The organism is Dactylosporangium sp. NPDC049742, from assembly GCF_040674675.1.
GTDB lineage: Bacteria > Actinomycetota > Actinomycetes > Mycobacteriales > Micromonosporaceae > Dactylosporangium > Dactylosporangium maewongense.
Genome location: NZ_JBFANF010000030.1, coordinates 45128 through 69632, shown reverse-complemented (window position 1 = coordinate 69632; position 24505 = coordinate 45128). Strand labels below are relative to the sequence as shown.

Genomic DNA, 24505 nt, shown 5'->3' with positions numbered 1-24505 from the left:
AGATACACGATCCGGCTGGCCGACTGGCGACAGCGCCGCCGCGGGGACGGCACCCATAGTGAAGCCCACACAGGTTCGGACCGGGGGGACACGGCAATGGGACAGGTGGGATTCGCGGCGGGGTTCGCGCAGAACACGACGTACGGGACGGTCGAGGTCATCGTGCCGTGGCCGGCGGGCGGGTTCGCGCTGTACTGGTTCGACCGGGGCGCCGGGCGGTGGAGCGGGCCGTGGCCGTGCGTGCCGCCGTCGGCGGGCGTCGTCGACTCGGTCAGCTGGCACGAGGGCGACTACCAGAGCCAGGACGGCGAGCACAACAACTTCGAGCTGGTGACGGTCGAGTCGGGCCGGACCGTGCACTGGTTCCGGGACAACGGGCCGCCGAACCGGTGGACCCGCGCCCGCGTCGGCCTGGGCGGGGACCTGGCCGACGCGGCGAGCGCGACGCTCACCCGGACCCGCTGGGCGCCGGTCGACGGGGACAGCTCTCCGCGGCACAACCTGCTCCTGGTCACCGCACCCCGCACGGGCGGCGGGATGTATCAGCAGCACCAGCTCATGACGCTGCACTCCACGGTGTACGACTGGACCGGCGGGCCGTTCGAGGAGATCGTGCGGTTGTACGCCGTGAGCGCCGACACCGAACCCGTCACCGGCCCGTTCGACGGCGTCGGCTGGGTGCTGGGGACGGTCGGCACCCACGAGACGGACTTCGAGGACAACTACCGGGGCCGGGAGATGTACGTCGCGGTCCGCGGCGACGGCACGCTGCGTGCGTTCGAGGCGAACCAGTACCCGCAGGACATCGGCCGCGGGGTGCGGGGGCGGCCCGCGATCATCCAGAGCGACCGCGGCCGCTCCGACCCGTGGATGGGCTTCGGCCGGCACGGCAACTACGAGCTGTTCGCGCCGTCGCGGACCGGTGGCATCCGGCACTTCTGGCGGCCGAACCCCGGCTACGCGCACGAGGACAACGACTGGGCCGAGGCGGGCACCGTCGGCACCGGGTTCTACGACGAGGTGTCGGTCGTGCAGCTGCGCGACGAGGACAAACCCGAGGGGGACAGCAGCGCGCCGCTGTGGCTGTTCGCGCGGTGCGACGGCCAGCCGTGGGTGGACCTGTTCCAGCAGCGGCACATCGGCGACGGGTTCCGCTGGGAGCAGCTGCCGACGCTCGGCGACCCGGCCCGCCCGCAGGTGCGGCTCACCGTCGAGGAGGACTTCGTCGTGGTGTCGCCGCTCAAGCGCGGCGAGGTGCGGCGGATCCGGTACACGTGCTTCGCGGGCAGCCCGATCATCTGGCTGTCCTCGGAGCCCGGTGTCTGGGTGTCGTACACGGGGGAGGCGCTCCGGGCTCAGATGCGCGCGTCGACCGTCCGTACCCGGGGCGAGGCCGCGGCGGAGGAAGGCCTGGACACGTTCGAGCGGACCGGCCACCTGGACACGCCGCTGCTGACCGCCGGCACCGTGGTGCGGGTCTGGGGCACCACCGACCCGTCGGCCGACCCCCGCGTGACGCCGCCGCCGCGGGCCGAGTTGGCGTACGTCATCGCGACGGGCCGGCCCGGGAACCTCGTCGACGAGGGCGGGGTGCACGCGTTCCCCGAATCGGACCGGGTCCGCGTCGAGGTCACGAACGACGCGCGGCCGGTCTGCCTCATCGCCGAGATCGGCGAGGGCGCACCGGCCGAGCACCGCCCGTACGGGCACACCTACCACGCGTTCGACACCTGCGCGGGGCGCCTCGTGCTGGGCGAGCTGCGGCAGGCGTGGCAGGAGGACCTCGTCCAGGCGCCCGGGCACGAGCTGCGCCCCGGCGCCACGTACACCGTGATCGTGCGGGTCATGGACACCCGCGGCTACTGGTCGGAGACGGTCGCGCCGGTGACGCTGCGGCAGCGGCGGGTCGATGTCACCGTCGACCGGGTCGAGATCGTCGCGTCCGGCGACTCCGGCGCCGCCGACGGCTGGTTCAGCGCCGAGGTGTACTCGGGACTGGTCCGGCAGGGCGTCGTCGAACGGGTCCGGCGGTGGCAGTTCGGCGACGAGGACAACTGGGCGGAGCTGGAGGCCGGCGACGTCTTCGGCACCGGCGGCTCGCTGCACGCCGCCGGGCCGCCGTGGACGGCGACGATCGGGCCCGGCCCGGCGGCGGTCCGCCCGTTCGGGGTGCGGCTGGAGATCTTCGACGAGGACGGGCTGTTCGAGCCCGACGAGCACGCCAGCGGCGCCTGGGAGACCGAGGACGACCGGCCGGTCGTCGACGCGCCGTTCACCGTCCGCACCGACCGGGAGCCGTCCTACGCCACGGCGTCGGCGAGCGGGCGGTACACCATCGCCTACGTCAGCCCGCCCGGCCAGCCGGACCGGCTCGACTGGCGGGCCGCGCGGGTCGACACGAGCGCGGACCTGCCCGCCGGCGCGGACTACGACGGCGACGGCGTCCCCGACCGTGGCGTGTGGCGCCCGTGGCCCGGCGCGTGGGTGATCGAGCCCTCCAGCGGCGGTCTGCGGGTGTACGACCTCGGCGGGCCGGGCGACCTTCCCGTGCCGGGACCGTACGCGGCCACGCCTGGTGCCGAGCCGGCGGTGTGGCGCTCCGGCGTCCTGCGCACCCTGGCCGAGCCGGCCGGGACGCCCCTGGCGGATCTGACGCCGCACCGGGTCGGGGTCCTCGCCGCGTCCCTTGCCGCCCTCGTCGCGGCGCTGCGCGCGGAAGGCCGCGACGCGTCCGCCGCCGAGGCGGAGCTGGCGCTGGTGGAGGGCGCCGCCTACGCGGCGGCGGCGCTGTGGCTGACCCGCGCCCAGGCGGCCCACCCGTCGGACATCCCGGCGCAGCTCGCCGCCGCCGGCAACGCGTGGGACGTCGCCTCCCGGCTCGCGGCGTCGCCCGCCGTGACCCCGGAGCGGCTGCGGATCCTGGTGGCGCAGCTCGACCTGCTCGCGCGGCTGCTCGCGTTCGGCTCGACCGACTCGTCGGCCGGCGTGCGCGCCGCCACCCTGGCCCGTGAGCTGTACGCCCGAATCGGCGGGCACGAGCTGGAGATCGCCCGGTCCTGGTCCAACCAGGCGCTGACCCACCACGAGGTCGCGTTCCATCCCGCCCAGCCGCACCCGCAGGAGGAGCTGGCCGCGCAGCGGGAGGCGGCCGGACACGCCGCCGACGCCTACGCGGTGGCGCTGCGCGGGCCGCTCGACGCCGCGCAACGCCTCGCCGTCGCCCGCGAGCTGGACCGGGTCGCCCGGCTGCGGGTCTTCGGCTCCGCCGACTCCGCGCCGATGGCCCCGATCCTCCAGGTGGGCCGCGCGATCTACGCGGACCTGCCCGGCGACCACCGGGCCGACCTCGGCGCGTCCTACACCAGCGAGGCGCTCACCCACCACGAGATCGCGTTCCATCCGCAGCAGCAGCACGCGGCCGAGGAACTCGCCGCCCAGCGGGCCGCGGCGAGACAGGCCGCCGAGCGCTACTTCGACCTGCTGCCCGCCGCCCTCGACACGCTGCCCGACGGTGACGTGCGGGCGATCGCCGGCAACCTGCGTCAGCTCACCGGCCTGCTCGCGTTCGGCCTCGACGACGCCGACACCGGCCCGGCCGCGTCGTGGGCGCGGGCCGCGGTGGGCCGCGCCGCCGACCTGGCCGCCGTGCTGGACGGGCACCTGACGCCCGCCGGGTGACCGGTCCGCTTGGGGTGCGGGGCCCCACCTTCGGGTGGGGCCCCACCACGGGTCTCAGGCGGTCACGTGGCCAGCGGTCCAGCAGGCCTCGTGGGTGTGGCAGTCGCGCAGCTGCTGCAGCGCGGTGTGCAGGGCCGCGCGCCGGGCCGCCGGCAGCTGCGCCGCGATGTTGTTCAGCTGGTACGGGTCGGCGAGCCGGTCGTAGTACTCGCGCTCACCGTTGGCGTACTCGACGTAGGTGTAGGACGCGGTGCGCAGCGCCTCGTAGGTGGTCGGCCTGCCGTCGCGGGCGGTCTGGGCGTCCGGGTCGTCGGCGGCGGCGTCCGGCCCGTGGTGCTCGATCAGCGATGCGGTGCGCCAGTTCGCGGCCGGTTGGCCCTGCAGCAGCGGGACGATGCTGCGGCCGTTCACGTCCGCGGCGACGGTGCCGCCGGCGAGGCGCTGGAAGGTCGGCGCCAGGTCGATGTTCTGCACGATCTCCGCGCGGGTGCTGCCGGCGGGGACGGCCGGTCCGGCGATGACGAGCGGCACGCGGACGTCGGTGTCGAACGCGGTCTGCTTGCCCTGCGCCAGCCGGTACTCGCCGAGGTGGAATCCGTTGTCGGAGCTGAACACGAAGTAGGTGTTGTCCGCGACGCCGCTGTCCTCGAGGGTTGCCCGCAGCTTGGCGATCAGCCGGTCCACGGCCTGGACCGACTGCGCGCGCTTGCGGAAGTCCGTGTCGATCTTCGTCTTCTCGGCCGCGGTCAGCGGGTCCTGACCGGCCAGCCAGGTGGGCGCCCCGGCGGGCAGCGCGTCGAACGCCGGGGTCCGCGGCGCCGTGAGGCCGGGGAACGCGTCGAGGTCCTGGGGCGCGGGGGTGAACGGCGCGTGCGGCGCGAACGTCGAGACCTCCAGCACGAATGGGGTGTCGGCGGCCGCGTTGCGCTGGATGAAGGAGCTGCCCTTGCGGGCGAGGACGTTGGTCAGGTAGTCCGCTGGGGTGGAGCCGTAGTGCACGACGGCATGGTTCTCGTTGAGGTCGTAGTTGTACTCGGCGTAGCCGTTGCCGGCGACGTCCCACTCGGACCAGCCCGGCGGCACGTACGGCAGCGCGCCGCCCTGCGTGTCGGCGGGCAGGTATCCGTTGAGGTACTTGCCCATCATGGCGGTCGCGTAGCCCCGTGCCCGCAGGGCGGTGGCGTAGGTGCGTTCCTCGTTGCCGCGGCCCTTGAAGACGCCGAACCCGCCGTCGGTGCCGCCGTTGGTGAAGACGCCGGTGTCGTGCGGAAACTTGCCGGTGAAGATCGACGAGCGGGAGGGGCAGCACAGCGAGTCGGTCACCGTGTAGTTGGTGAACGTGACGCCGTCGCGTTGCAGCCGCTGTACCTGCGGCAGGAACTGGACCAGGTTCCACGCCAGGTCGTCGGTGAGGACGAAGACGATGTTGGGCGGCGGGGCGGCCTCGGCGGCCTCGGCGGTGCGGCCCGCGGAGGCGGCCACGGCAGAGGCGGCGGCCGCGAGCAGCGCGGCCGCGGAGGCGATCAGAAGCCGTGGGCGTCTGGGAAGGAAGCGCATGACACCATCGTCATGCATGTCTATTAATCCTACCGTCTAGATAGTGTTCGGGTTGTGTGAAGTTTCATCGGCATCGATGTCGTGGGTCAGGTGCGGTACGACTTGGTCAGGTGCGGAACGACGGGAAGGTCACCTCGACGACGAGTCCGCCGCCCGGGCGCGGGTGGGCCTTCAGGGTGGCGGCGTGCGCGGTGGCGATGGCGCGCACGATGGACAGCCCGAGGCCGTGGTGGCCGTCGTCGGCGGTGCGCTGCATGCGCTGGAACGGCTCGAAGAGCCGGTCGACCTGGTCCGGCGGGACGACCGGACCGGTGTTGGCGATCGCGAAGCTCACCCGGCCGACGAGCGCCCGGACCGCGACCTCGACCCGGCCGCCGGGCGCGTTGTAGTGGATCGCGTTGTCGCAGAGGTTCGCGACGAGCCGGGCGACGAGCAGCGGGTCACCGTAGATGCGGGCGGGCTCGAGGGACGGCACCGCGCGCAGGCCGGCGCGGTCGAGCTCGCCGGACCGCTCGGCGAGCGCCTCGGTGACGATGGCGGCCAGGTCGAAGGGCTCGTCGCGCGGCTGGTCGTGTTCGCTGCTGGACAGCGTGAGCAGCGACTCGAGCAGGCGCGCCCGGCCGGCGCTGATCTTCATCAGCCGCTGGAAGTTGGCCCGGAACGCCTCGACGTCGGCGTCGGGGTCGATGAGCGGCTCCTCCAGCAGCGCGTGCTCGACGGTCAGCGGGGTGCGCAGCTCGTGCGCGGCGTTGGCGACGAACCGCTTGTGCGCGTCCAGCGACGTCTCCAGCCGGCCGAGCAGGCCGTCGACGGTGTCCGCGAGGTCCTTGAGCTCGTCGCGGGGGCCGGTGACGGCGAGGCGCTCGTGGACGTTGCGCTCGGAGATGTGCTGCAGCCGCTCCGCCATCGTGCGCACCGGGCGCAGCAACCGGCCGGCGATCAGCCAGCCGAACGCCAGCGACAGCGCCGTCATGATGGCCAGGGCGACGGCGGGCACGGTGAGCAGCGAGGACTGCTCGTGCACCGGGCCGAGGATGTCCGGCCGTGCCAGCGGGCCCTGCCCCGGCACCGGCGGCGGAGCCGGCGCCTTCTGCGGCAGGAAGCCCCGGACGTCGCCGTCGAGGCCCTGGGCGATGCTGTACATGATGACCAGCAGTACCGCGCCGGACACCACGGCGACCAGGCAGATGACCAGGGTGAGGCGCCAGCGGAGGCGGTTCGGGCCGTTGCGCATCTCAGATCCGGTATCCGGCCCGGGGCACGGTCTCGATCAGCGGCGGGTCGCCGAGCTTCGCGCGCAGCCGGTTCATCGTCGCCTTCACCGTGGTCGTGAACGGGTCGGCGGCCTCGTCCCAGACGCGGTCGAGGAGCTCCTCGGCCGACACGACCCGCCCGCGGCAGGTGAGCAGGTACTCGAGCACCGCGAACTCCTTGGGGCTCAGCGTCAGCCGCTCGCCGGCCCGCGCCGCGACGCGCTGCGCCGGGTCGAGCCGCAGGTCGCCGTGCGTCAGCACGGGCGGCGTCGCCGGACGTGACCGCCGGCTGACCGCCCGGACGCGGGCGACCAGCTCCGCGTAGGCGAACGGTTTCGGCAGGTAGTCGTCGGCGCCGAGCCCGAGCCCCTCGACCCGCTCGGCGATCGTGCCCGAGGCGGTCAGCATCAGCACCCGGGCGGGGGAGCCCTGCGCGACGAGCGTGCGGCACACCTGGTCGCCGTGCACCCCCGGCAGGTCACGGTCCAGGACCACCACGTCGTAGTCGACCACCGACGTGCGCTCCAGCGCGGCGCCGCCGTCATAGGCGACGTCGACCGCCATGCCCTCGCGCCGCAGCACCCGCGCCACCGAGTCGGCCAGCTCCGGTTGGTCCTCCACCACCAGCACCCGCATCGCCAGAAGGTTAGCCGCGGCGCGGTCACAGCCCGGTCACAGCCGCGCGGACCGTCCCGTGACCGTCCGGCGCCTAGAACTTGACCTCGACACGATCCCATCGAGGACTAGGAGCCGGCGATGACAGCGGTCATCGAAACCCAGGCACTCGGCAAGCGCTACGGGCACGTCACGGCGCTCACCGACTGCACCCTCAGCATCCCGGAAGGGCGCGTCGTCGGGCTGGTCGGCCCGAACGGCGCCGGCAAGTCGACCCTTCTCGGGCTGGTCTGCGGGCTGATCGCACCGAGTGCCGGCAGCATCGCCGTGCTCGGCAACCCGCCCGCCGCCAGCGCGGCGCAGCTGGCCCGGGTCGGGTTCGTCGCGCAGGACGCCCCGATCTACGGCAGCCTCACCGTCGCCGACCACCTGCGGCTCGGCGCCCGCCTGAACCCGCGCTGGGACGCCGCCCTCGCCGAACGCCGCGTCCGGCAGCGCAACCTCGACCCGCGGCAGAAGGCCGGGCGGCTCTCCGGCGGGCAGCGGGCCCAGCTCGCCCTGACCATCGCCGCCGCGAAACGCGCCGACCTGCTCATCCTCGACGAGCCCGTGGCCGCGCTCGACCCGCTGGCCCGGCGCGCGTTCCTGCAGGACCTGCTCGACTTCGTCGGCGAGCTCGGCGTCAGCGTCGTGCTCTCCTCACACCTGCTCGGCGACCTGGAGCGGGTCTGCGACCACCTCATCGTGCTCGCCTCGGCGCGCGTCCAGCTCAACGGCGACGTCGCTCAGCTGCTCGCCGAGCACCAGCGGCTCACCGGCACGCTGCCCGGGTTCGACCGGCTGCCCGCCGGCACCGAGATCATCCACGCCGAGCAGAACACGATGGTCGTCCGCACGGCCACCCCGATCGACGGCGCCGACCGCGTCGACCTGGAGGACCTCGTCCTCGCCTACCTCACCCGCGCCGCCGGCTTCGACGGCGCCCCGATGCTCGCGGAGGCGCAACGATGACCTGGGTTACCTGGCGGCAGTTCCGCGTGCAGGCCGTCGTGACCGCGGCCGCCCTCGCCGCCCTCACCGTGTACCTGCTGGTGCTCGGGTTCAGCATCCGCGCCGCGTACGACACCGACATCGCCGCCTGCACCCCTGCCACGTGCAGCACGGCGGTCGAGCACTTCACCAACACGTACGACGCCCAGGTCGGCCTCGTCGGCGCGCTCCTGCTGGCGATCCCCGCGCTCGTCGGCATCTTCTGGGGCGCGCCGCTGGTCGCCCGGGAGCTGGAGGAGAAGACCGACAAGCTGGTCTGGAACCAGAGCGTCACCCGGGCCCGCTGGCTCGCGGTCAAGCTCGGCCTCCTCGGCGCCGTGACCGTGCTCGCCAGCGGCCTGCTCAGCCTCCTGCTGACGTGGAGCGCCAGCCGCTACGACCAGGTGACCGGCGACCGCTTCGCCGCGCTGAACTTCGCCGCCCGCAACGTCGTGCCTGTCGGCTACGCCCTCTTCGCGTTCGCCCTCGGCGCGGTCACCGGCCTGGTCGTGCGCCGCACCCTGCCGGCGATGGCGATCACCCTGGCCGTCTTCGCGCTGGTACAGGTCGCGGTGCCCAACGGCATCCGCCAGCACATCATGCCGCCGGTCTCCGAGACGGTGACGGTGGACGCGGCGGTCATGGAGCGCATCAACGGCCTCGGCATCAGAGGCTCCGAGGGCGCGTTCCTCACCGGGTACAGCGCGCCCGGCGTGTGGTCGCTCAGCGAGGAGATGAAGCTGTTCAAGCCCGACGGGTCGCCGTACCTGGAGGCCGACGCCGTGCCCTGCATGGCCGCCGGCAGCTTCGCGAAGGCCAAGGCCTGCACGGCGAGCCAGAACCTGCACTTCTCCTACATCTACCAGCCGGGCTCCCGGTACTGGCCCTTCCAGTGGATCGAGCTGTCCGCCTTCCTGGTCCTGACCCTGCTGCTGACCGCCCTCGGCTTCCTGTGGATCCGCCGGCGCCGCGCCTGACGCCTTCCGGACAGGCGGCGCACGTGGATTGCACGTGGATTGCACGTGGGCTGCAAGTGGTGCGGTGCATGCTGCCCGAATGATCGAGACGGGTACCGCTGCACCGCACCGCCTGGCGACGACGGGCTGGGTGGTGATCGGCGCGCTCGGCGTCGCCGCACTGGCGCACGCATACACCATCGTCGACTCCCTGCGCGGGCCGGTCGCCGGCACCGGCGAGGTCGTCGCGTCCGAGTCCAGCGTCACCCTCGGCATCTTCGCCAACGCCGACACCCAGTCGATCGTGCTCAACGCCGCCCGCCTGCTGGTGCTCGCCGCCCTCGTCGTCTGGCTGTACCTGGTCCGCGACAACTTCGACCGGCGCGACGAGACCAGCGTCCGCTGGCCCAAGGCCTTCACCATCGCCGGCTGGTTCATCCCCGTCGCCAACATCGTCATCCCGCAGCAGGTGGTCAAGGAGCTGTACGCCCGCAGCAACCCCGACCGCTCCTGGACCCCGACCGGCGTGGTCAGCTCCTGGTGGCTGCTGCTGCTGGTCAGCCTCTTCGCCTCCACCGAGACGAAGCGCTACGCCGACGGCTTCGAGGACGTGCACACCCCGGTCGAGGTCGCCTACGTCACCGGCGCCGCCGGCATCCTCGCCGCCCTCCTCGCCGCCTTCATCGTCCTCCGCATCACCACCTGGCAGGACAACGCCCGGCCCTGACACCGTCGTGCTTGAGCTCGACCAGGAGCAACCGACGGGCCAGTTGGTCAGTGCGGTTGTTCCGGGGCCGGGGACTGGGTCGGGGACGGCGACGGGGACGGGGACGGGGCGGGGGTGCGGGGGAGCAGCACTGACACCAGCAGGCCGCCGACCGCGATCACGAGCAGGACCACCAGCGACGCCGCGTACGGGTGGGCGCCGGGGTGAGCGGCGGACACGATCACCGAGCCGGCCAGGGCGGTGCCCAGCGACGAGCCGAGGTTCGACATGGAGCGGGACATGCCGGAGATGTCGCTCTGGTCGCGGTCGGGGAACGAGGACTGCACCAGGTTGACGGACGCGGTGAGCATGGTGCCGAGGCCCAGGCCGGCGAGCAGCAGGCCGGGGACGGTGTGCCAGGCGCCCGTGCCGGTGGAGGCCAGGGCGAGCAGGGTGGCCATGCCGGCGACGGTGAGGACGAAGCCGGCGATGATCAGGGTGCGCTGGGTGCGGTTGCGGGCGAAGCGCTCGGCGGCCGCGGACGAGGCCAGGATGCCGACGGTCGCGGGCGTGAGCACCAGGCCGGTCATGACGGCGTCGTAGCCGAGGGCGTCCTGCAGGTACACGGCGGTGACGAAGAACGTGCCCTGCATGACCAGCCACTGCACCGACTGCGTGCCCAGGCCGAGGTTGGCGGCGCGGTCGCGGAACAGGCGCGGGTGCAGCAGCGGCTCGCGGCCGCGGCGCTCGGCCAGGTGCAGGTGCCAGGCGAACGCGGCGAGCGTCAGCGCCCCGAGGGCGAGCGTCGGCCAGACGGGTGAGATGCCGCCCTCGGCGATGACGACCCGGCCGGCGACGACGACGTCCGACCGTGCGGCGCCCCAGCCGTACGTGGTGGACAGCAGCACGCCGAGCACCACGAGCAGCAGGCCGACGGCGGACAGCAGTGCGCCCGTCACGTCGAAGGACGGTGCCGGGCCGGTGCGGGCGGGGGCGGGCAGCCGGCGGATCAGCACGATGATCCACGCGATGACGATGACCTGCAGCAGGAACGACGCCCGCCAGCTGAACAGGCTGGTGATGAGGCCGCCGATGAGCGGGCCGGTCGCGGCGCCGAGCGCGCCGGCGCCGCTGACGACGCCGAAGTACCGCGCCCGGGTCGCGAGGTCCGGGGCCATGACGGTGACGAGGATGTAGATCGGCGGGATCATCAGCGCCGAGCCGACGCCCTCCAGCAGCGCGTTGCCGAGGATCATGACGCCGAGGCCGGGGGCGAGCGCGGCGAGGAGGGCGCCGGTGCCGTACAGCAGCAGCCCGGCCACCAGGCAGCGCTTGCGGCCCCACACGTCGGTGAGCTTGCTGCCCGGGATCATCAGGGCGGCCATGGTGAGCGTGAACAGCGTGATGCTCGCCTGGACGCCGAACACCGTGGTGTCCAGGTCGCGGGCCATCGGTGTGATGGCGACGTTCATCGCGGTGCCGGCGTAGCTGCAGATGAACTGGGCCAGGGCGAGCGGCAGAATCATTGCCCGCGCGACGTCCGCGGACGGAGGGTTCGGTGCCTGTCGATCGTCGGCCGCGCCGGGGCCGGCCGCGCCATCCGCGCGGGATGACCGGACGGCGCGTCCGCGGGTTCCGCGGCGTCTCATCCGGCAGGATGAAGCGCAGGAACACTCCCGGTGAAAACTTGAACTGTTCCAGACTAGTGGTCTATGTTGATCGTGTGACGTTCGACTTCGAGGCGCAGTTGCGGGCGGCCTCGTTGCGGGTGACGAAGCCGCGGCTGGCGGTCCTCGCCGCCCTGCACGAGCACCGGCACGTCGACACGGACACGGTGATCACCCTCGTGCGCGCCGAACATCCCATGGTCTCCCACCAGGCGGTCTACGATGTTCTGCGGGCGTTCACCGACGCCGGTCTGGTGCGGCGCATCGAGCCGGCCGGCAGCACCGCCCGCTACGAGTCCCGGGTGGCGGACAACCACCACCACGTCGTGTGCCGTTCGTGTGGCGCAATCGCCGATGTCGACTGCGCCACCGGCCACGTTCCTTGCCTCTCCGCCTCGGACGACCACGGCTACGTGGTCGACGAGGCGGAAGTCGTGTATTGGGGCACCTGCCCCGACTGCGCTTCGAAATGATTCGGTCCGTTCGGACGAAAGACGGAAGGAAGACCATGAGCGACACCCAGGCCACGGCAGGCGGCTGCCCAGTCGCGCACGGCAGCGAAAGCGAGAACCCGGCGATCGACTCGCCGACCCCGAAGACCGGTGGACGTCCGCGCACCAACCGCGACTGGTGGCCCAACCAGCTCGACCTTTCCGTGCTGCACGCCCACTCGTCCAAGGGCAACCCGCTCGGGGCGGACTTCAGCTACGCGAAGGAGTTCCAGAAGCTCGACGTCGAGGCCCTCAAGCGTGACATCACCGAGGTGCTGACCACGTCGCAGGACTGGTGGCCGGCCGACTTCGGGCACTACGGCGGCCTCATGATCCGGATGAGCTGGCACGCCGCCGGCACGTACCGGATCCACGACGGCCGCGGCGGCGCCGGCGACGGCGGGCAGCGCTTCGCCCCGCTCAACAGCTGGCCCGACAACGCCAACCTCGACAAGGCCCGCCGGCTGCTGTGGCCGGTGAAGGCCAAGTACGGCCAGAAGATCTCGTGGGCCGACCTGCTCGTGCTCGCCGGCAACGTGGCCCTGGAGTCGATGGGCTTCAAGACCTTCGGCTTCGGCTTCGGCCGCGCGGACGTCTGGGAGCCCGAGGAGATCTTCTGGGGCCCCGAGGACACCTGGCTCGGCGACGAGCGCTACGTCGGCGAGGCCGAGATGGCCTCCGAGGTCGGCGCGGCCGAGATGGGCCTCATCTACGTCAACCCGCAGGGTCCCCGCGGCAACGCCGACCCGCTCAACGCGGCGTACTTCATCCGGGAGACGTTCGCCCGGATGGCGATGAACGACGAGGAGACCGTCGCCCTCATCGCCGGCGGCCACACCTTCGGCAAGGCGCACGGCGCCGGCAACGCCGACGAGCACGTGGGCCCGGAGCCCGAGGGCGCCCCGCTGGAGTCGCAGGGCCTCGGCTGGCTGAGCACCCACGGCAGCGGCAAGGCCGGTGACACGATCACCAGCGGCCTCGAGGTCACCTGGACCGACAAGCCCACCGAGTGGAGCAACCGCTTCTTCGAGATCCTGTTCGGCTACGAGTGGGAGCTCACCACGAGCCCCGCCGGCGCCAAGCAGTGGGTCGCCAAGGACGCCGAGGCGATCATCCCGGACGCGCACGACCCGTCCAAGAAGCACAAGCCCACCATGCTCACCACCGACCTCTCGCTGCGGGTGGATCCGGCGTACGAGAAGATCTCCCGCCGCTTCCTCGAGAACCCCGAGGAGTTCGCGCTCGCCTTCGCCAAGGCCTGGTACAAGCTGCTGCACCGCGACATGGGCCCGGTCAGCCGCTTCCTCGGCCCGTGGGTCGCCGAGCCGCAGCTGTGGCAGGACCCGGTCCCGGCCGTCTCGGGCCAGCTCGTCGGCGACGCCGACGTCGCCGCGCTCAAGGCGAAGGTCCTGGACTCCGGCCTCAGCGTCGCGCAGCTGGTCTCCACCGCGTGGGCGTCGGCGGCGAGCTTCCGCTCCACCGACAAGCGCGGCGGCGCCAACGGCGCCCGCATCCGCCTGGAGCCGCAGCGCAGCTGGGAGATCAACCAGCCGGCGCAGCTCGCCGAGGTCCTCGGCAAGCTCGAGGGCATCCAGCAGGAGTTCAACGCCGCGGGCGGCGCGCAGATCTCCCTCGCCGACCTCATCGTGCTGGCCGGCTCGGCCGCGGTGGAGAAGGCGGCCCGCGACGCGGGCGTCGAGGTGACCGTGCCGTTCCGGGCGGGCCGCACCGACGCCGCCCAGGAGGAGACCGACGTCGAGTCGTTCCGCGTCCTGGAGCCCCGCGCCGACGGCTTCCGCAACTACCTGCGCCCCGGCGAGAAGACCCAGCCGGAGATCCTGCTCGTCGACCGCGCGTACATGCTGGACCTCACCGCACCCGAGATGACCGTCCTCGTCGGCGGCCTGCGGGCGCTGGGCAACAACGTCGGCGGCGCCGCGCACGGTGTCCTCACCGACCGCCCGGGCGTGCTCACCAACGACTACTTCGCCAACCTGCTCTCCCCGGGCACCAAGTGGAAGGCGTCGGAGTCGCAGGAGCACGTCTACGAGATCCAGGACGTGGCGACCGGCGACGTGAAGTGGACCGCCACCGCGGTCGACCTCATCTTCGGCTCCAACTCGCAGCTGCGCGCCCTCGCCGAGGTCTACGCCAGCGCCGACGCCCGCGACAAGTTCGTCACCGACTTCGTCGCGGCCTGGACGAAGGTCATGGAGCTGGACCGCTTCGACCTGTCCTGATCCTGTTCTGAACCCTTGTCGGGCCCGGTCGCCGCGTGCGGCCGGGCCCGGCTTTCATGGGCGGCGCAGGTGGTTCGGGTAATGCTCCGCCAGCTCCGGCCACCGGCGCAGCAGCTCGGCGCGGAACCGCAGGACCCGCGGGTCGGGCCTGAGCCGCCCGGGCCTGCCCTCCGCGAGCCGGTCGGCGAGCCGGCGAGCGTTCTTCGCGGCGCCGGCGGGCCAGAAGTACAGGTCGTAGGTCACTGTCCGCAGCCTAGAACGGCACGTCGGTCGCGATGCACGGACCGCCGTCCTTGGCCTCGACGGACACGGTGATGGTGGCGGGTGCCGCGCCGGTGAAGGTGAGCCGGACCTGGTACGTCGTGCCGTGGCCGTCGAACGACGACCAGTCCGTGGAGCCGGCGACGGTGAACGAGGCGATGGGCGGCATGCGCCAGCCCGATTCGTACATGCCGGGCAGGTCGGTGGAGCCGCTCGTGTCGTCCCCGCCGCAGAGCATCGCCTCGGCCTGTGCGCGTTCGCCCTGCTGCCCGAGGAGCAGGTAGCGGCGCAGCTCCGCCTCGGACTCGCGGGCCTCCCTGGCGTTGGCCAGCCGCACGGCGAGGACGGACAGCCCGCAGAACAGCACGACGCCGCCCACGACGAGCAGCCGCGCCCGCCCCCGCTTGCCGATCTTCACGGCTGGTGATCGTATCCGTCCACCGGTGCCGCCGCGTCGTCCGGTTGTCCAGCGTCGGCCCGCGAGAACGGTGTGCGGTCGGTGGTGGCGAGCCGGTGTGCGAAGACGGCGCCGCCGACCGTGACGGCGAGGATCAGCGGCACCGAGTACATCAGGCCGGGGAACATACCGACGCCCTGCAGGGTCGCCGCGATGCCCGCGTTGAGGCCACCCAGCGCCGCGATCGCCGCCACGACCGGCAGCCCCCGCCAGGACCGCCGGCGAGCCGCCGGCACCAGGCCGAGCAGGAGGATGACCGCGGCCGCGCCGGCGCCGACCAGCAGCGGCAGGCCGGTGAGCGACTGGCCGGCGAGCGACGGCGGCGGCTCGTAGTAGCAGCAGCCCTCGCCGGAGTCGGGCGAGCCGAGCCGGTGCCACGCGCCCCGCACGTCCCGGTAGAGCAGCCCGTCCCGCCCGTCGGCGACGAAGACCACGTGCCCGCCCGGCACGGCGTGCACGACCAGCGACCGCGACGACAGGTGCTGGGCCGGGTCGCCGAGCCGCGGATACTTCGCGCCGAGTCTGGTGTACGCGTCGCCGCTCACCTCCCACACCGTGCCGAACGTGGTGCCGCCGTCGGTGCTCTGCTCGACCCGCAGCGCGTCACCCGGCACCCGGTAGCAGAGGTCCTGCTGGCATTGCCGGGCCTGCGGCGTACCGGCCGCGACCTCGCCCTCGATCCACTCGACGGCCGCGCCGGAGTCGTCGACCCGCCACGCGGTCGTGCGCTCGCGCCGCAGCACGTGGACCACCACGGTGCCCGGCGCCGAGTCCAGGACCGCCGTCACCTCGCCGAGCTCGTCCGCGTGCTGCCCGGCGGTCCCGGACGTGCACGACCACAGCAGCCCCGACAGCAGCACGCCGCCGAGCAGGACGACCAGCACTTGCCCCCGCCTGTTCATCCACACAGAATCCCAGCGGCCGACAACGTTCAGGCCACACCCCAGCCACGATCGCGCGCACCAATGATGCCGACGCGAGCTAGACGGCGGCGGCGACGGCGATGGTCTGCATGGCGCGGACCCAGGACTCCGCGAGGGCCGGGGCGAGGTGGTGGGTGTCGAAGACGATCCGCACCAGCAGGGCGTCCTCGGTGTCCTCGACGTTCACCATCAGCGGCTCGTGCGGGTCGTCGCGGGCGACCGGCCAGTCGAAGCGGGTCGCGGCCAGCGCGGACGCCATCTGCGGCAGGGTCACCACGGCGGGCGGTGCGGCGCGGTCGCCGGTGCGGCGGTCGTTGAAGAGCACCGACAGGTCGATGGCGGTGCCGCGCTCCCGCTCCACGCCGGCGACGGTGGCGGCGAGCTGCAGGGGGTCGAAGCTGGCGTACTTGTAGGTCGACAGGACCGCGCCACGGACCCGGTCCAGCAGCGAAGGGAACGCGACGCCGAGCGCGTCGACGACGAGCAGGCCGGCCTGGTTGACGGGGCACACCACGTCGGCGAGGCCGGGCCAGAAGCGGTTGCCGACGATCGGGCGGATCACGACCGGGTCGACGCCGGTGACGCGGGCGGTCGCGGCCGCGAACACCGCCAGCAGCACGGTCGCCGAGTCGACGCCGTGCCGGTCGGCCAGGGTGCCCAGCGCCAGCCGGAGCGCGGGGGAGTGCAGCAGCCCCTCGCGGTAGCGCGGCTCGCACCTGTCGGCGGACTCCGGCACGGTACGGGCGGGCACGGTCAGCAGGGTCCGCCGCCAGTAGCGCAGCGCCGCCTCGTTCTGCCGGCGGCCGGCGGGGGAGCGCTGCCGCCGCACCTGTTCGAGGGGCTGCATGCCGGCGACCGGGGCGGGCTCCCGCCGGGTCACCTCGGCCATCATGACGACCCCGCCGAGCGCGTCGGTGACGAGGTGCGTGACGACGGAGACCTGGTGGGTGAGCGCCCCGCGGTGCCGCACGACGCCGACCCGCAGCGGCCAGTCCTTGACGTAGTCGAAGTCCCAGGCCCGGAACCAGTCGAAGACGGCGCCGGCGAACTCCGCAGGATCCGCGTCGTCGGGCGCGTCGAAGACCTCGATCGTGAAGGAGCCGGACGCCGACACCTCCTGCCGCACCGCCCCGTCGGGCAGGAAGCGCAGCCGGGTGCGCATCGTCTGGTACCGCCCGATCGTGTACCGCAGGTCGTCCACGATGTCGTCGACGGTGGTGCCGGGGCGCAGGGTGCTCGGCCCGCCGATCGGGATCCAGCTGCGCTGCCGCTGCATCGCCAGCCAGATCTCCTGCTGCCCCCACGACAGCTCGTCTTCGCCGGCCCCCTCGCCGGCGAAGTCGAACCGGACCAGCTCCGCCGCCACGAGCTCGGTCATCGCGCGCTCACCGCCAGGCGGGCCCGCAGCCGGCGGTCGGCCGCGGCGGCGTTGCGGTGCAGGCGGTCGGTCTCGGCGCTGAGCAGGTCGAGGCCCGGCGTGGTGAGGCGGTAGTAGCGCCGCAGCCGCGAGGCGACGACCTCCTCGTGGTCCACCTCGATGAGCCCGTCGCCGCGGAGCCGGTCGAGGATGCCGTACAGGGTGCCGGGCTGCAGGTGGACCCGGTCCTCCGAGATGCGCCGCACGTCCTCCAGGACGCTGTACCCGTGCTGCGGCTCGCCCGCCAGCGCGGCCAGGATCAGGAACGTCGGTTCACGCAGCGGCATGACCGGCAACACCTTTCAGCGGGAACGGGGGAGCTGCCCGACGCTAACACCGTCGATGCGAGCGCGGCCGATACAAAAACCGATACAGCGCGCGGCCGTATCGCGGCCCGTAGCGCCGGCCGTATCGCCGGTTCACCTCGCGGTACAAACGCCGCCGCTGAACCAATAGATGCACATCCACATACTGGAGGCATCGCATGCACGTGGGAACCGGAAAGCGTCGAGCACTCGTGGCGGTGGCCGGGCTGGTCGCCGCCCTTGTGCCCGCCGCGGCCGCGCACGCCGCACCGTCCACCTTCACCCCCGCCGCCACGTACAACGGCGGTGGCACCCGCTACCTCAGCACCCAGGTCACCGCCCCCGAGGGCCAGTACCAGGTGGCGACGAACCTGTGGAACCCGGCCGTCAGCGGCGGGTTCACGATGAACTACGACACCGCCACCACCGGGTTCTCGGTCACCAACTACACCGCCAACTCGTACTTCGGCACCGACCCGAACACCGGCCCGGCCTGCACCAACGGGACCGACCCGCTCGACCCGAACTGCGACTGGGCCGGCACCGGCGACCCGTGGGTCAACCCCAACTCCGGCGTGCGCGACCAGTACGCGACGACCGGCGGCACCGCGCCGTTCGTGGCGCAGCAGCCGCCGAATGACGGCGTCAACCACACCACCGGCACCGCCAACGAGTTCAGCCACCAGATCCACGCGCCGGCCGCGTACCCGAGCATCATCTCCGGCTGCCACTGGGGCACCTGCTCGCCGTCGGGCACGACCCCGGCCGGTGCGCCGTTTCCGAAGCAGACCGCCGGCGTGGCCCGGATGGACTCGGTCTGGAACATCACCGTCCCGGCGACCCCCGGCGGCAACGAGGCCTGGGACGCGTCCTACGACATCTGGTTCGACTCCAACTGCCGCCCGCAGCCGACCACCTGCGCGACGCAGGGCAGCACGCTGCCGACGAACCCGCAGCTGCTGAACAACCCGGGCCAGAACGACGGCGCCGAGATCATGATCTGGGTGAACAACCAGGGCTACGTGAACGCCCAGCCCGGCGACGCGCAGAACCCGACGGCGTACGCCGCCCACGCCGGCAAGATCCAGCCGGCCGGCATGCCGCTCCTCGTCGACGTGAAGATCCCCGGCATCCGTACCACGGTGAACGGCGTCGCGACCGACACCACGTTCGACGTGTGGGGCGGCCGCGTCCGCAGCTTCGACAACGGCGTGCGGTGGAACGTCATCTCGTTCGTCGCCCGTACGAAGGGCACCGGGCTGGTCGGTGACCCGGCCGTGCCCGGCACCGTCCCGGCCAACGGCGGCTTCGACAGCCACATCTTCACCAAGTACGCCGCCAGCCTCGACGACATGGGCATCTACTGCTCGACCGACCCCGGCTCGCCGATCACCCCCGAGCAGACGATCTGCCTGGAGCCGAAGTGGTGGGTCACCTCGGTGCAGGCCGGCTTCGAGATCTGGAACCTGCCGCAGACCTCGACGCTCGCCACGACCAAGTTCAGCGTGAACCCGGTCGCGGTCAGCGGCGGCATCAACACCGGCGGCCGGGCCACCCCGGACGGCACGCCGCTCGTGCACTGGGACGACGTGTTCACCATCAACGCGACCGGCTGCACCCCGGCCACGAGCGCCACGTGGACGATCGTCGGGCGCAACTACAACACGACCCCGCCGACGGAAGGGTTCCGGCTCAACGGCACCCTCACCCACGTCGGATCCGGCAACTACACGGCGACCGGCGTCGGCCCGCTGCGCAACCCGGCCGCCGGCTACGTCCTGCACGACGAGGCGCAGGTCATCATCACGATCGTCTGCAACGGCGTCACGTTCACCAGCACCGGCAACCTCTTCATCGACCCGAGCGGGAAGGTGTCCAACACGGCCGGTGCGCCGATCAGCGGGGCGACGGTGACCCTGTACCGCTCGGCGACGCAGACCGGCACGTACACCGCGGTCCCCAACGGCAGCACCACGATCATGTCGCCGCGCAACCGGGCGAACCCGTCGCTCACCAACGGCTACGGCTTCTACCGGTGGGACGTCTCGCCCGGCTGGTACAAGGTGCGGGTGACGAAGGCCGGGTGCACCGCGCCCGGCAGCTCGCAGACGTTCGTGGAGTCGCCCGCCAAGCAGGTGTCGGCGAACCTGCCGCCGGTGACGAACCTGGACCTGACGATGTACTGCGGTGAGCAGTCCACGCTGCCCGCCACCGTCGTCGTCCGCCCGCCCGGCGTCCGCCCGATCAGCCAGGGCGGCTACTGCGCCGACGTGTACGTCACCAACAACACCGGCGTGGCGAAGGAGTGGTTCGCGACCTTCGCGATCCCGGCCGGCCAGCACATCAGCCAGACCTGGAACATGGTCCTGACCCAGCAGGGCGCGACCGCCGTCAACGCCCACGCCGACCCGGCCAACCCCTGGAACAAGATCCTCCAACCCGGCCAGACGACGAACGACGTCGGCTTCTGCACCGGCCCGTAACGCAGACAGATGCGGGCCCGTCCCTCACCCCGAGGCACGGGCCCGCCCCGCCCGCTGAACGCGCCCCCAGCCGCCGGTCAGGACGCCGGTGCCGTCGATATGCTCTCCTGATGGGTGCAGACGAGGTCACGCCGCACGTGTTCTCCAACCGGTTCGCGGACGCGGTCGGAACCGCGGCGGGTGGGCCCGACCGGGACAGGTGCCAGTGCGTCGGCTACTCCGCCGATACGCTGCCGGCGACCGTCTCCTTCCATGGGGATCGGCAGGACACCTCGGCGGCCGGCTGGCGGCATCTGCTGGCGCTGATCGATGAGGCGGCGGCGGACGGGCGGACGGTGTTCAAGCCGTTCGTGGAGCTGAGCGCTCCCGAGCGGCGGCAGATCGTCACGCTGCCGCCGGCGATCGCGAAGCTGACCGCGGTCAGACATCTGGTGCTGTACGGCACGAACCTGGTGCGCATCCCACCGGAGATCGGGGCCATGGCGAGTCTTGAGATGTTCGAGCCCTACACGTCGCACCGATTGCACTGGTACCCGTACGAGCTGACCAGATGCGCGAAGCTTGCCGACAGCACGGTGAGCACGCGGGCCCTGTACGGCAACTTCAAGTACCGGTCGCCGTTTCCGGCGCTGCGGCCGCTGACCGGCGCCGGGGATGTGGACCTCGCAGCACTCGACCCGGGTGTGTGGGGTGCCGACGCGGTGCGGACCTGCAGCGTCTGTGACGGGCCGGTCGACCGTGAGCTGCGCCAGGTCTGGATCTCTCGCTGGGTCGGCACCGACGTGCTGCCGTTGCTGGTCAATGCCTGCTCTGCGAGGTGTGTGGCGGCGCTGCCGGAGCCGGACAGCGGCCACGTCCCGACCCCGCACACCGGCGGCCCCGACGTCGTGCAGCCCGCTGCCGAGTGGTGAGGTGACGCCCGCGACCACCGCCCGGATGCGCCGGTCAGGGGCGGGTGCGGTCCGGGCGGTGGTCGCGGACGTCGAGGGTGCGCATGTTCGGGCGCCAGCTGTCGCCGCCGAACTGTTCCAGGGCGGCCATCAGCCGGCGGGGGCTCCACACCGACAGGGCGAGGTTGCGGACCACGATGCTGCTGTCGCGGGCCGTCATCAGCCATGGTGAGTGGACCTGGCTTTCGGGTGCCAGCCGGTCGGCGATGTACAGGATGCGCCGGCCCGGCAGCCGGGTGCGCCACGGCAGCACCGCCACGTATCGCATGCCTGCCCACGGGTACTTGGTGGTGCGGAACGGGCCGGCGATCTCGATGCCGTCGGCGCCGACGCCGATGGTGCGCCAGGGCTTCTCGAACACCAGGCGGGCGAACAGTACCGCGACGGCCACGGCCACCAGCACGCCGGTGAACACGTCGACCGTGGCGGCCAGCAGCGCCCCCACCGCGATCGTGAACAGGCGGCCGCCGAGCCGGTCCACCGGCGCCGGGAACCGCTTGACCCGGTCGTCGATCTCGTCGACGGTCAGCACCTTCCGGCCCGCGGCGGCGCTCAGCGCGTGCGCGACCTGAGCGGCCGGGGCGTCCACGTCGTTGAGCGAGCACAACGTGTCCCACGCCTTGACCGTGGTCGACTTCGACGTCGTCGGCCGGTCGTCCTTGCCCGTGGTGATGGTGCTCGACGTGGTCGTGGTCTCGGTCGTCTCCGTCCGGATCTCCACGTCGTACCGAGGGAACAGCAGCATCGACCGGGATCTCCGCAGGCGGACGCCGAGGATCTCGTCCCAGCTGTGCTGGCGGTCCCACAGCAGGCTGCGGTGGGCGATGCCGTTCGGCGTGATGCGCAGCTGCGTGGTGATCCAGAACAGCCGGTAGAGCGCGACGAGAACCCCGATCATGGCGATGACCAGCCCGGCGATGCCGGTGTCGCGATCACCTTCGGACAGTGCCACGGCGCACGCGAAGGTCAGCAGCACCGTCCAGGCGACCTGCCGCACCCGCTCGCGGAGCAGCTCGGCCGGCGCCCGGAACGTCGTGCCGCCGCTGGCGAGCTGGTCGGGCTCGACGGTGCCCTCGTAGCGGGCGTTGCGGAACAACCCGACCCGGTCGATGGCGCCGCTCTGGTTGATCCGCGGCTGCCCGAGCTGCGCGCGGAGGTGCTGGAACACGGCGGTGATGGTCAGGGTCGGCTCGCCGTTGTCGAGGCCCTGGCGGACGGCGCGGATCAGCGCCCCGGTGAAGAGCGTGAACCGGCCCTCGATGTCGACCGGGTTGGCGTGGAAGTTGGCGTCACCGGACGACAGGATGGCCACCCCGTCGGCCTCCTGCAGGTCGGACTCGTTGTCGCCGTCGCCCATCAGCGGCAGCGCCGCGCCGCTGTAACAGCAGTCGAGGATCAGGATCCGGTACCGTGCCCGGCTCTCCAGGATCAGGCTCCGGATGTGTTGCACGTCGATGGCGGTCGCCGGCAGGTCGTCGGGGTCGGTGTCACCGACCTGCAGGTAGAGACCCCGCAGCCGGGGGTCGCGCTGGCCGTGCCCCGAGAAGTAGACCACCAGGACGTCCTGGGCCTCGTCCGCGGCCCTCCGCACCGGGCCGGTCACGTCACCCGGCCGTTGCGGGTTGATCAGCACCTGGCAGTTGCCCGTCTTGAGACCGCCGAGGGCGGGCGCGGTGAACGCCTCCGCCAGTGCCGCGACACCGGCCGAGACGGTTGGCAGGTCGCTGATGTCGGGATGCGCGTAGTGCGCGTTGCCGACCAGGACCACCCGGCTGTCGTCCGGGCTCGCGAGGCGCGCCATCTCAGCCCGCCGCGCCGGCAGGCTGCTGGTCGTCCGTCCCGTCGCGCCGGTCGAGCTCGCGGAGCGCTTCGACGGCGCGGTCGATGTCGGCGGGCGTGACGCCGGGCCCGCTGATCTTCACCGCGTCGCCGGAGCGGTGGGTCAGCTCCAGCGTGGTGACCTCGCGCACCCGGGACAGGTACAGGCCGATCGCGTTGAACAGCGCGGCGACCCCACCGCCGGCCACGGCGATCAGCACCGCCTCCAGCGCCCCACCCATGCGACCGCTGTCGGCGGGGGTCAGGACCGGCCGAATCCGTCCACGCAGGGCGCTCTCGTCGCGTAACCACGCGAGGAGATCCTCGAGCCCGTTTTCGGGCCCTTCGACAATGTTGATTTGTAGATCCATCTGATTCCTCGCGGTCGGGGGCGATTGCGGCGGAACGTCAGATCTGGCAGCGAACATTGCGGCTTCGCATTGTCGGCAGAATACGTTCCGCGCGTACCGATGACCCTTGGCGCGAGCGGGAAATAGGCGATTGTGCGTAGTGCGGGAGACGAAGGCGGGGTGCACCGCGCCGCGCGAGCGTGCCGAAGGGCGAGGTTACGCGTGGGGGCTCAGCATGGTGAACAGGACGAGGAACGCCGCTGCTGCCAGGGCGGCGGACAGCAGCAGGAGGAACCAGGCTCGGCTCCGGCGGGCCGATGCGGCGGGGATCGCACCGGGCGTGCCGTCGCCGGCTTCTCGTGCCGGGCGGGACTGCGGCTGTGTGGTTACCGGTGCGGGATCCGCCGCCGGCCCGGGGCCCGCGGTCCGGACAGCGAGGTACGCCGGCGCGGGCACCGAACCGCCGAAGCGCAGGCGGGCGGTGGCGGCGGCAGCGGCCCACCCGATGGTCGAGGTCACCAGCGGCAGCGCCACAAGGTAGAAGACGGCCTGGTTGCCGAGGTCGTCGGCGACGATCTGGGCGGTCGTCCATCCGTCGCTGGGATCGTGCCCAGTGGCGCCGACGACCGCGACCGCGAGGACCCCGTACAGGTAGACGGCCAGGGCGGCGGTGACGGTGGCCAGGCGTGCGGCGCGCCGGCCGACAGCGGCGCCGCCGCCCCACAGCGTGGCGCCCGCGCCGACCAGGACGGGCGTCAGGACGATCAACCACGGGTGGTGCGGGATCGGTTTGAGCCACTCCTCGAACGTGAACCCACCGACCGTCAGCCAGGCCGCGGTGACGAGCAGGGCGCCGACCAGCCCGGGGCCGGCCACACCCGGGCGGCGCAGCAACACGCCCCCGCCGAGGACGTAGCCGACCAGGAGCAGCAGCAGGATCAACGCCCCGGCCCAGGTCCAGCCGTCGGTGTGCAGCCGGTAGTGCACGTGTGTGGCGACGTACAGCCCGCCGGCGCCGGCCGCGACGGCCGTCATGGCCGCGAGGGCCACGGCCGCGGGTCCCCAGGGCGGCACGACCACCGCGGCGGCGGCGCAGCCGAGGGCGAAGCGCCAGCGCCGGGCCCGCCCGTCGAGGCGGTCCAGTTCGCCGATCATCGCCTGCCCCCACTCCTGCCGCTGCTCGGCCAGCAGGCCGGTCGCCCAGCCCAGCAGCCGGGCCGGCGGGTCCCCGCCCGTCCGGCCGTCCGGAGCGACCAGGAAGCGGCGCCGGACCAGGGCCACGGCGACACCCACCACGAAGACGAACAGGATCGGACTCATGACGCCTCGCTCTGACGCAGGCCGGGACG

At 72.5% G+C, this 24505-nt stretch carries 20 protein-coding genes; 8 read left to right on the top strand and 12 right to left on the bottom strand.

The window, feature by feature from the left end; all coding sequences use genetic code 11:
* Nucleotides 1-96: 96 nt before the first annotated feature.
* Complete coding sequence (locus AB0J72_RS31640) at nt 97-3678, top strand: hypothetical protein (RefSeq protein WP_363404937.1); 3582 nt, start codon at nt 97-99, stop codon at nt 3676-3678.
* Nucleotides 3679-3732: 54 nt separating this feature from the next.
* Here AB0J72_RS31640 and AB0J72_RS31635 read toward each other — a convergent pair whose 3' ends face one another.
* From AB0J72_RS31635 to AB0J72_RS31625, 3 genes are all read right to left on the bottom strand, one after another.
* Nucleotides 3733-5253 (bottom strand): sulfatase, encoded by a 1521-nt coding sequence (locus tag AB0J72_RS31635; RefSeq protein ID WP_363404936.1) that lies wholly within the window; start codon nt 5251-5253, stop codon nt 3733-3735.
* A gap of 88 nt (nt 5254-5341) precedes the next feature.
* Entirely contained in the window at nt 5342-6469 is a 1128-nt protein-coding gene (locus AB0J72_RS31630; RefSeq protein ID WP_363404934.1) for a HAMP domain-containing sensor histidine kinase, read from the bottom strand.
* Nucleotide 6470: 1 nt separating this feature from the next.
* Nucleotides 6471-7124 carry a response regulator transcription factor gene (locus AB0J72_RS31625; protein ID WP_344506965.1) on the bottom strand — a complete coding sequence of 218 codons (654 nt, stop codon included), beginning with the start codon at nt 7122-7124 and terminating at the stop codon, nt 6471-6473.
* Nucleotides 7125-7244: 120 nt separating this feature from the next.
* Between AB0J72_RS31625 and AB0J72_RS31620 the strand changes: the two genes are divergently transcribed.
* From AB0J72_RS31620 to AB0J72_RS31610, 3 genes are all read left to right on the top strand, one after another.
* Nucleotides 7245-8114: an ABC transporter ATP-binding protein gene (locus AB0J72_RS31620; protein WP_363404932.1), complete on the top strand. Its 870-nt coding sequence runs from the start codon at nt 7245-7247 to the stop codon at nt 8112-8114.
* Nucleotides 8111-9109, top strand: a complete 999-nt coding sequence (locus AB0J72_RS31615; RefSeq protein ID WP_363404930.1) for a transmembrane transport protein — start codon at nt 8111-8113, stop codon at nt 9107-9109. The genes AB0J72_RS31620 and AB0J72_RS31615 overlap by 4 nt, the downstream gene beginning before the upstream one ends.
* 79 nt (nt 9110-9188) lie before the next feature.
* Nucleotides 9189-9815, top strand: a complete 627-nt coding sequence (locus AB0J72_RS31610) for a DUF4328 domain-containing protein (RefSeq protein ID WP_363404928.1) — start codon at nt 9189-9191, stop codon at nt 9813-9815.
* A 47-nt stretch (nt 9816-9862) separates the two neighbouring features.
* On the opposite strand, the gene AB0J72_RS31605 is transcribed toward AB0J72_RS31610, so the two are convergent.
* Nucleotides 9863-11320 carry an MFS transporter gene (locus AB0J72_RS31605; RefSeq protein WP_363404926.1) on the bottom strand — a complete coding sequence of 486 codons (1458 nt, stop codon included), beginning with the start codon at nt 11318-11320 and terminating at the stop codon, nt 9863-9865.
* A gap of 197 nt (nt 11321-11517) precedes the next feature.
* Between AB0J72_RS31605 and AB0J72_RS31600 the strand changes: the two genes are divergently transcribed.
* Both AB0J72_RS31600 and katG read left to right on the top strand, forming a co-directional pair.
* Complete coding sequence (locus AB0J72_RS31600) at nt 11518-11934, top strand: Fur family transcriptional regulator (RefSeq protein ID WP_363405061.1); 417 nt, start codon at nt 11518-11520, stop codon at nt 11932-11934.
* A gap of 35 nt (nt 11935-11969) precedes the next feature.
* Nucleotides 11970-14192, top strand: coding sequence for a catalase/peroxidase HPI (gene katG, locus AB0J72_RS31595; RefSeq protein ID WP_363404924.1), 2223 nt, complete (start codon nt 11970-11972; stop codon nt 14190-14192).
* Between the two features lie 54 nt (nt 14193-14246).
* Here the strand turns inward: katG and AB0J72_RS31590 are convergent, their stop codons facing one another.
* The 5 genes from AB0J72_RS31590 to AB0J72_RS31570 form a co-directional block, all read right to left on the bottom strand.
* Entirely contained in the window at nt 14247-14435 is a 189-nt protein-coding gene (locus tag AB0J72_RS31590) for a hypothetical protein (RefSeq protein WP_363404922.1), read from the bottom strand.
* Between the two features lie 10 nt (nt 14436-14445).
* Nucleotides 14446-14871: a hypothetical protein gene (locus AB0J72_RS31585; protein WP_363404920.1), complete on the bottom strand. Its 426-nt coding sequence runs from the start codon at nt 14869-14871 to the stop codon at nt 14446-14448.
* On the bottom strand, nt 14868-15812 hold the full coding sequence (locus AB0J72_RS31580) for a hypothetical protein (protein WP_363404918.1): 945 nt from the start codon (nt 15810-15812) through the stop codon (nt 14868-14870). Before AB0J72_RS31580 ends, AB0J72_RS31585 begins: the two co-directional genes overlap by 4 nt.
* Nucleotides 15813-15891: 79 nt before the next feature.
* Nucleotides 15892-17211 carry a condensation domain-containing protein gene (locus AB0J72_RS31575; protein ID WP_363404916.1) on the bottom strand — a complete coding sequence of 440 codons (1320 nt, stop codon included), beginning with the start codon at nt 17209-17211 and terminating at the stop codon, nt 15892-15894.
* Nucleotides 17208-17537 (bottom strand): PadR family transcriptional regulator, encoded by a 330-nt coding sequence (locus AB0J72_RS31570; RefSeq protein WP_363404914.1) that lies wholly within the window; start codon nt 17535-17537, stop codon nt 17208-17210. The genes AB0J72_RS31575 and AB0J72_RS31570 overlap by 4 nt, the downstream gene beginning before the upstream one ends.
* A gap of 230 nt (nt 17538-17767) precedes the next feature.
* Between AB0J72_RS31570 and AB0J72_RS31565 the strand changes: the two genes are divergently transcribed.
* A complete protein-coding gene (locus AB0J72_RS31565; protein ID WP_363404912.1) occupies nt 17768-20038 on the top strand; it encodes a cellulose binding domain-containing protein in 2271 nt (756 codons plus the stop codon).
* 110 nt (nt 20039-20148) lie between these two features.
* Entirely contained in the window at nt 20149-20949 is an 801-nt protein-coding gene (locus tag AB0J72_RS31560; RefSeq protein WP_363404910.1) for a leucine-rich repeat domain-containing protein, read from the top strand.
* A 34-nt stretch (nt 20950-20983) separates the two neighbouring features.
* Here the strand turns inward: AB0J72_RS31560 and AB0J72_RS31555 are convergent, their stop codons facing one another.
* The 3 genes from AB0J72_RS31555 to AB0J72_RS31545 form a co-directional block, all read right to left on the bottom strand.
* Nucleotides 20984-22789, bottom strand: coding sequence for a caspase family protein (locus AB0J72_RS31555; protein ID WP_363404909.1), 1806 nt, complete (start codon nt 22787-22789; stop codon nt 20984-20986).
* 1 nt (nt 22790) lies between these two features.
* Nucleotides 22791-23177 carry a hypothetical protein gene (locus AB0J72_RS31550; protein WP_363405059.1) on the bottom strand — a complete coding sequence of 129 codons (387 nt, stop codon included), beginning with the start codon at nt 23175-23177 and terminating at the stop codon, nt 22791-22793.
* A gap of 195 nt (nt 23178-23372) precedes the next feature.
* Complete coding sequence (locus tag AB0J72_RS31545) at nt 23373-24476, bottom strand: hypothetical protein (RefSeq protein WP_363404907.1); 1104 nt, start codon at nt 24474-24476, stop codon at nt 23373-23375.
* Nucleotides 24477-24505: the final 29 nt, after the last annotated feature.

Excerpts from the sequence above, each read along its gene's own strand:
- AB0J72_RS31640 (WP_363404937.1), top strand. The coding sequence starts at position 97 with ATGGGACAGGTGGGATTCGCGGCGGGGTTCGCGCAGAACACGACGTAC.
- AB0J72_RS31635 (WP_363404936.1), bottom strand. The coding sequence starts at position 5,253 with ATGCATGACGATGGTGTCATGCGCTTCCTTCCCAGACGCCCACGGCTT.
- AB0J72_RS31630 (WP_363404934.1), bottom strand. The coding sequence starts at position 6,469 with ATGCGCAACGGCCCGAACCGCCTCCGCTGGCGCCTCACCCTGGTCATC.
- AB0J72_RS31625 (WP_344506965.1), bottom strand. The coding sequence starts at position 7,124 with ATGCGGGTGCTGGTGGTGGAGGACCAACCGGAGCTGGCCGACTCGGTG.
- AB0J72_RS31620 (WP_363404932.1), top strand. The coding sequence starts at position 7,245 with ATGACAGCGGTCATCGAAACCCAGGCACTCGGCAAGCGCTACGGGCAC.
- AB0J72_RS31615 (WP_363404930.1), top strand. The coding sequence starts at position 8,111 with ATGACCTGGGTTACCTGGCGGCAGTTCCGCGTGCAGGCCGTCGTGACC.
- AB0J72_RS31610 (WP_363404928.1), top strand. The coding sequence starts at position 9,189 with ATGATCGAGACGGGTACCGCTGCACCGCACCGCCTGGCGACGACGGGC.
- AB0J72_RS31605 (WP_363404926.1), bottom strand. The coding sequence starts at position 11,320 with ATGATTCTGCCGCTCGCCCTGGCCCAGTTCATCTGCAGCTACGCCGGC.
- katG (WP_363404924.1), top strand. The coding sequence starts at position 11,970 with ATGAGCGACACCCAGGCCACGGCAGGCGGCTGCCCAGTCGCGCACGGC.
- AB0J72_RS31580 (WP_363404918.1), bottom strand. The coding sequence starts at position 15,812 with ATGAACAGGCGGGGGCAAGTGCTGGTCGTCCTGCTCGGCGGCGTGCTG.
- AB0J72_RS31575 (WP_363404916.1), bottom strand. The coding sequence starts at position 17,211 with ATGACCGAGCTCGTGGCGGCGGAGCTGGTCCGGTTCGACTTCGCCGGC.
- AB0J72_RS31570 (WP_363404914.1), bottom strand. The coding sequence starts at position 17,537 with ATGCCGCTGCGTGAACCGACGTTCCTGATCCTGGCCGCGCTGGCGGGC.
- AB0J72_RS31560 (WP_363404910.1), top strand. The coding sequence starts at position 20,149 with ATGGGTGCAGACGAGGTCACGCCGCACGTGTTCTCCAACCGGTTCGCG.
- AB0J72_RS31555 (WP_363404909.1), bottom strand. The coding sequence starts at position 22,789 with ATGGCGCGCCTCGCGAGCCCGGACGACAGCCGGGTGGTCCTGGTCGGC.
- AB0J72_RS31550 (WP_363405059.1), bottom strand. The coding sequence starts at position 23,177 with ATGGATCTACAAATCAACATTGTCGAAGGGCCCGAAAACGGGCTCGAG.
- AB0J72_RS31545 (WP_363404907.1), bottom strand. The coding sequence starts at position 24,476 with ATGAGTCCGATCCTGTTCGTCTTCGTGGTGGGTGTCGCCGTGGCCCTG.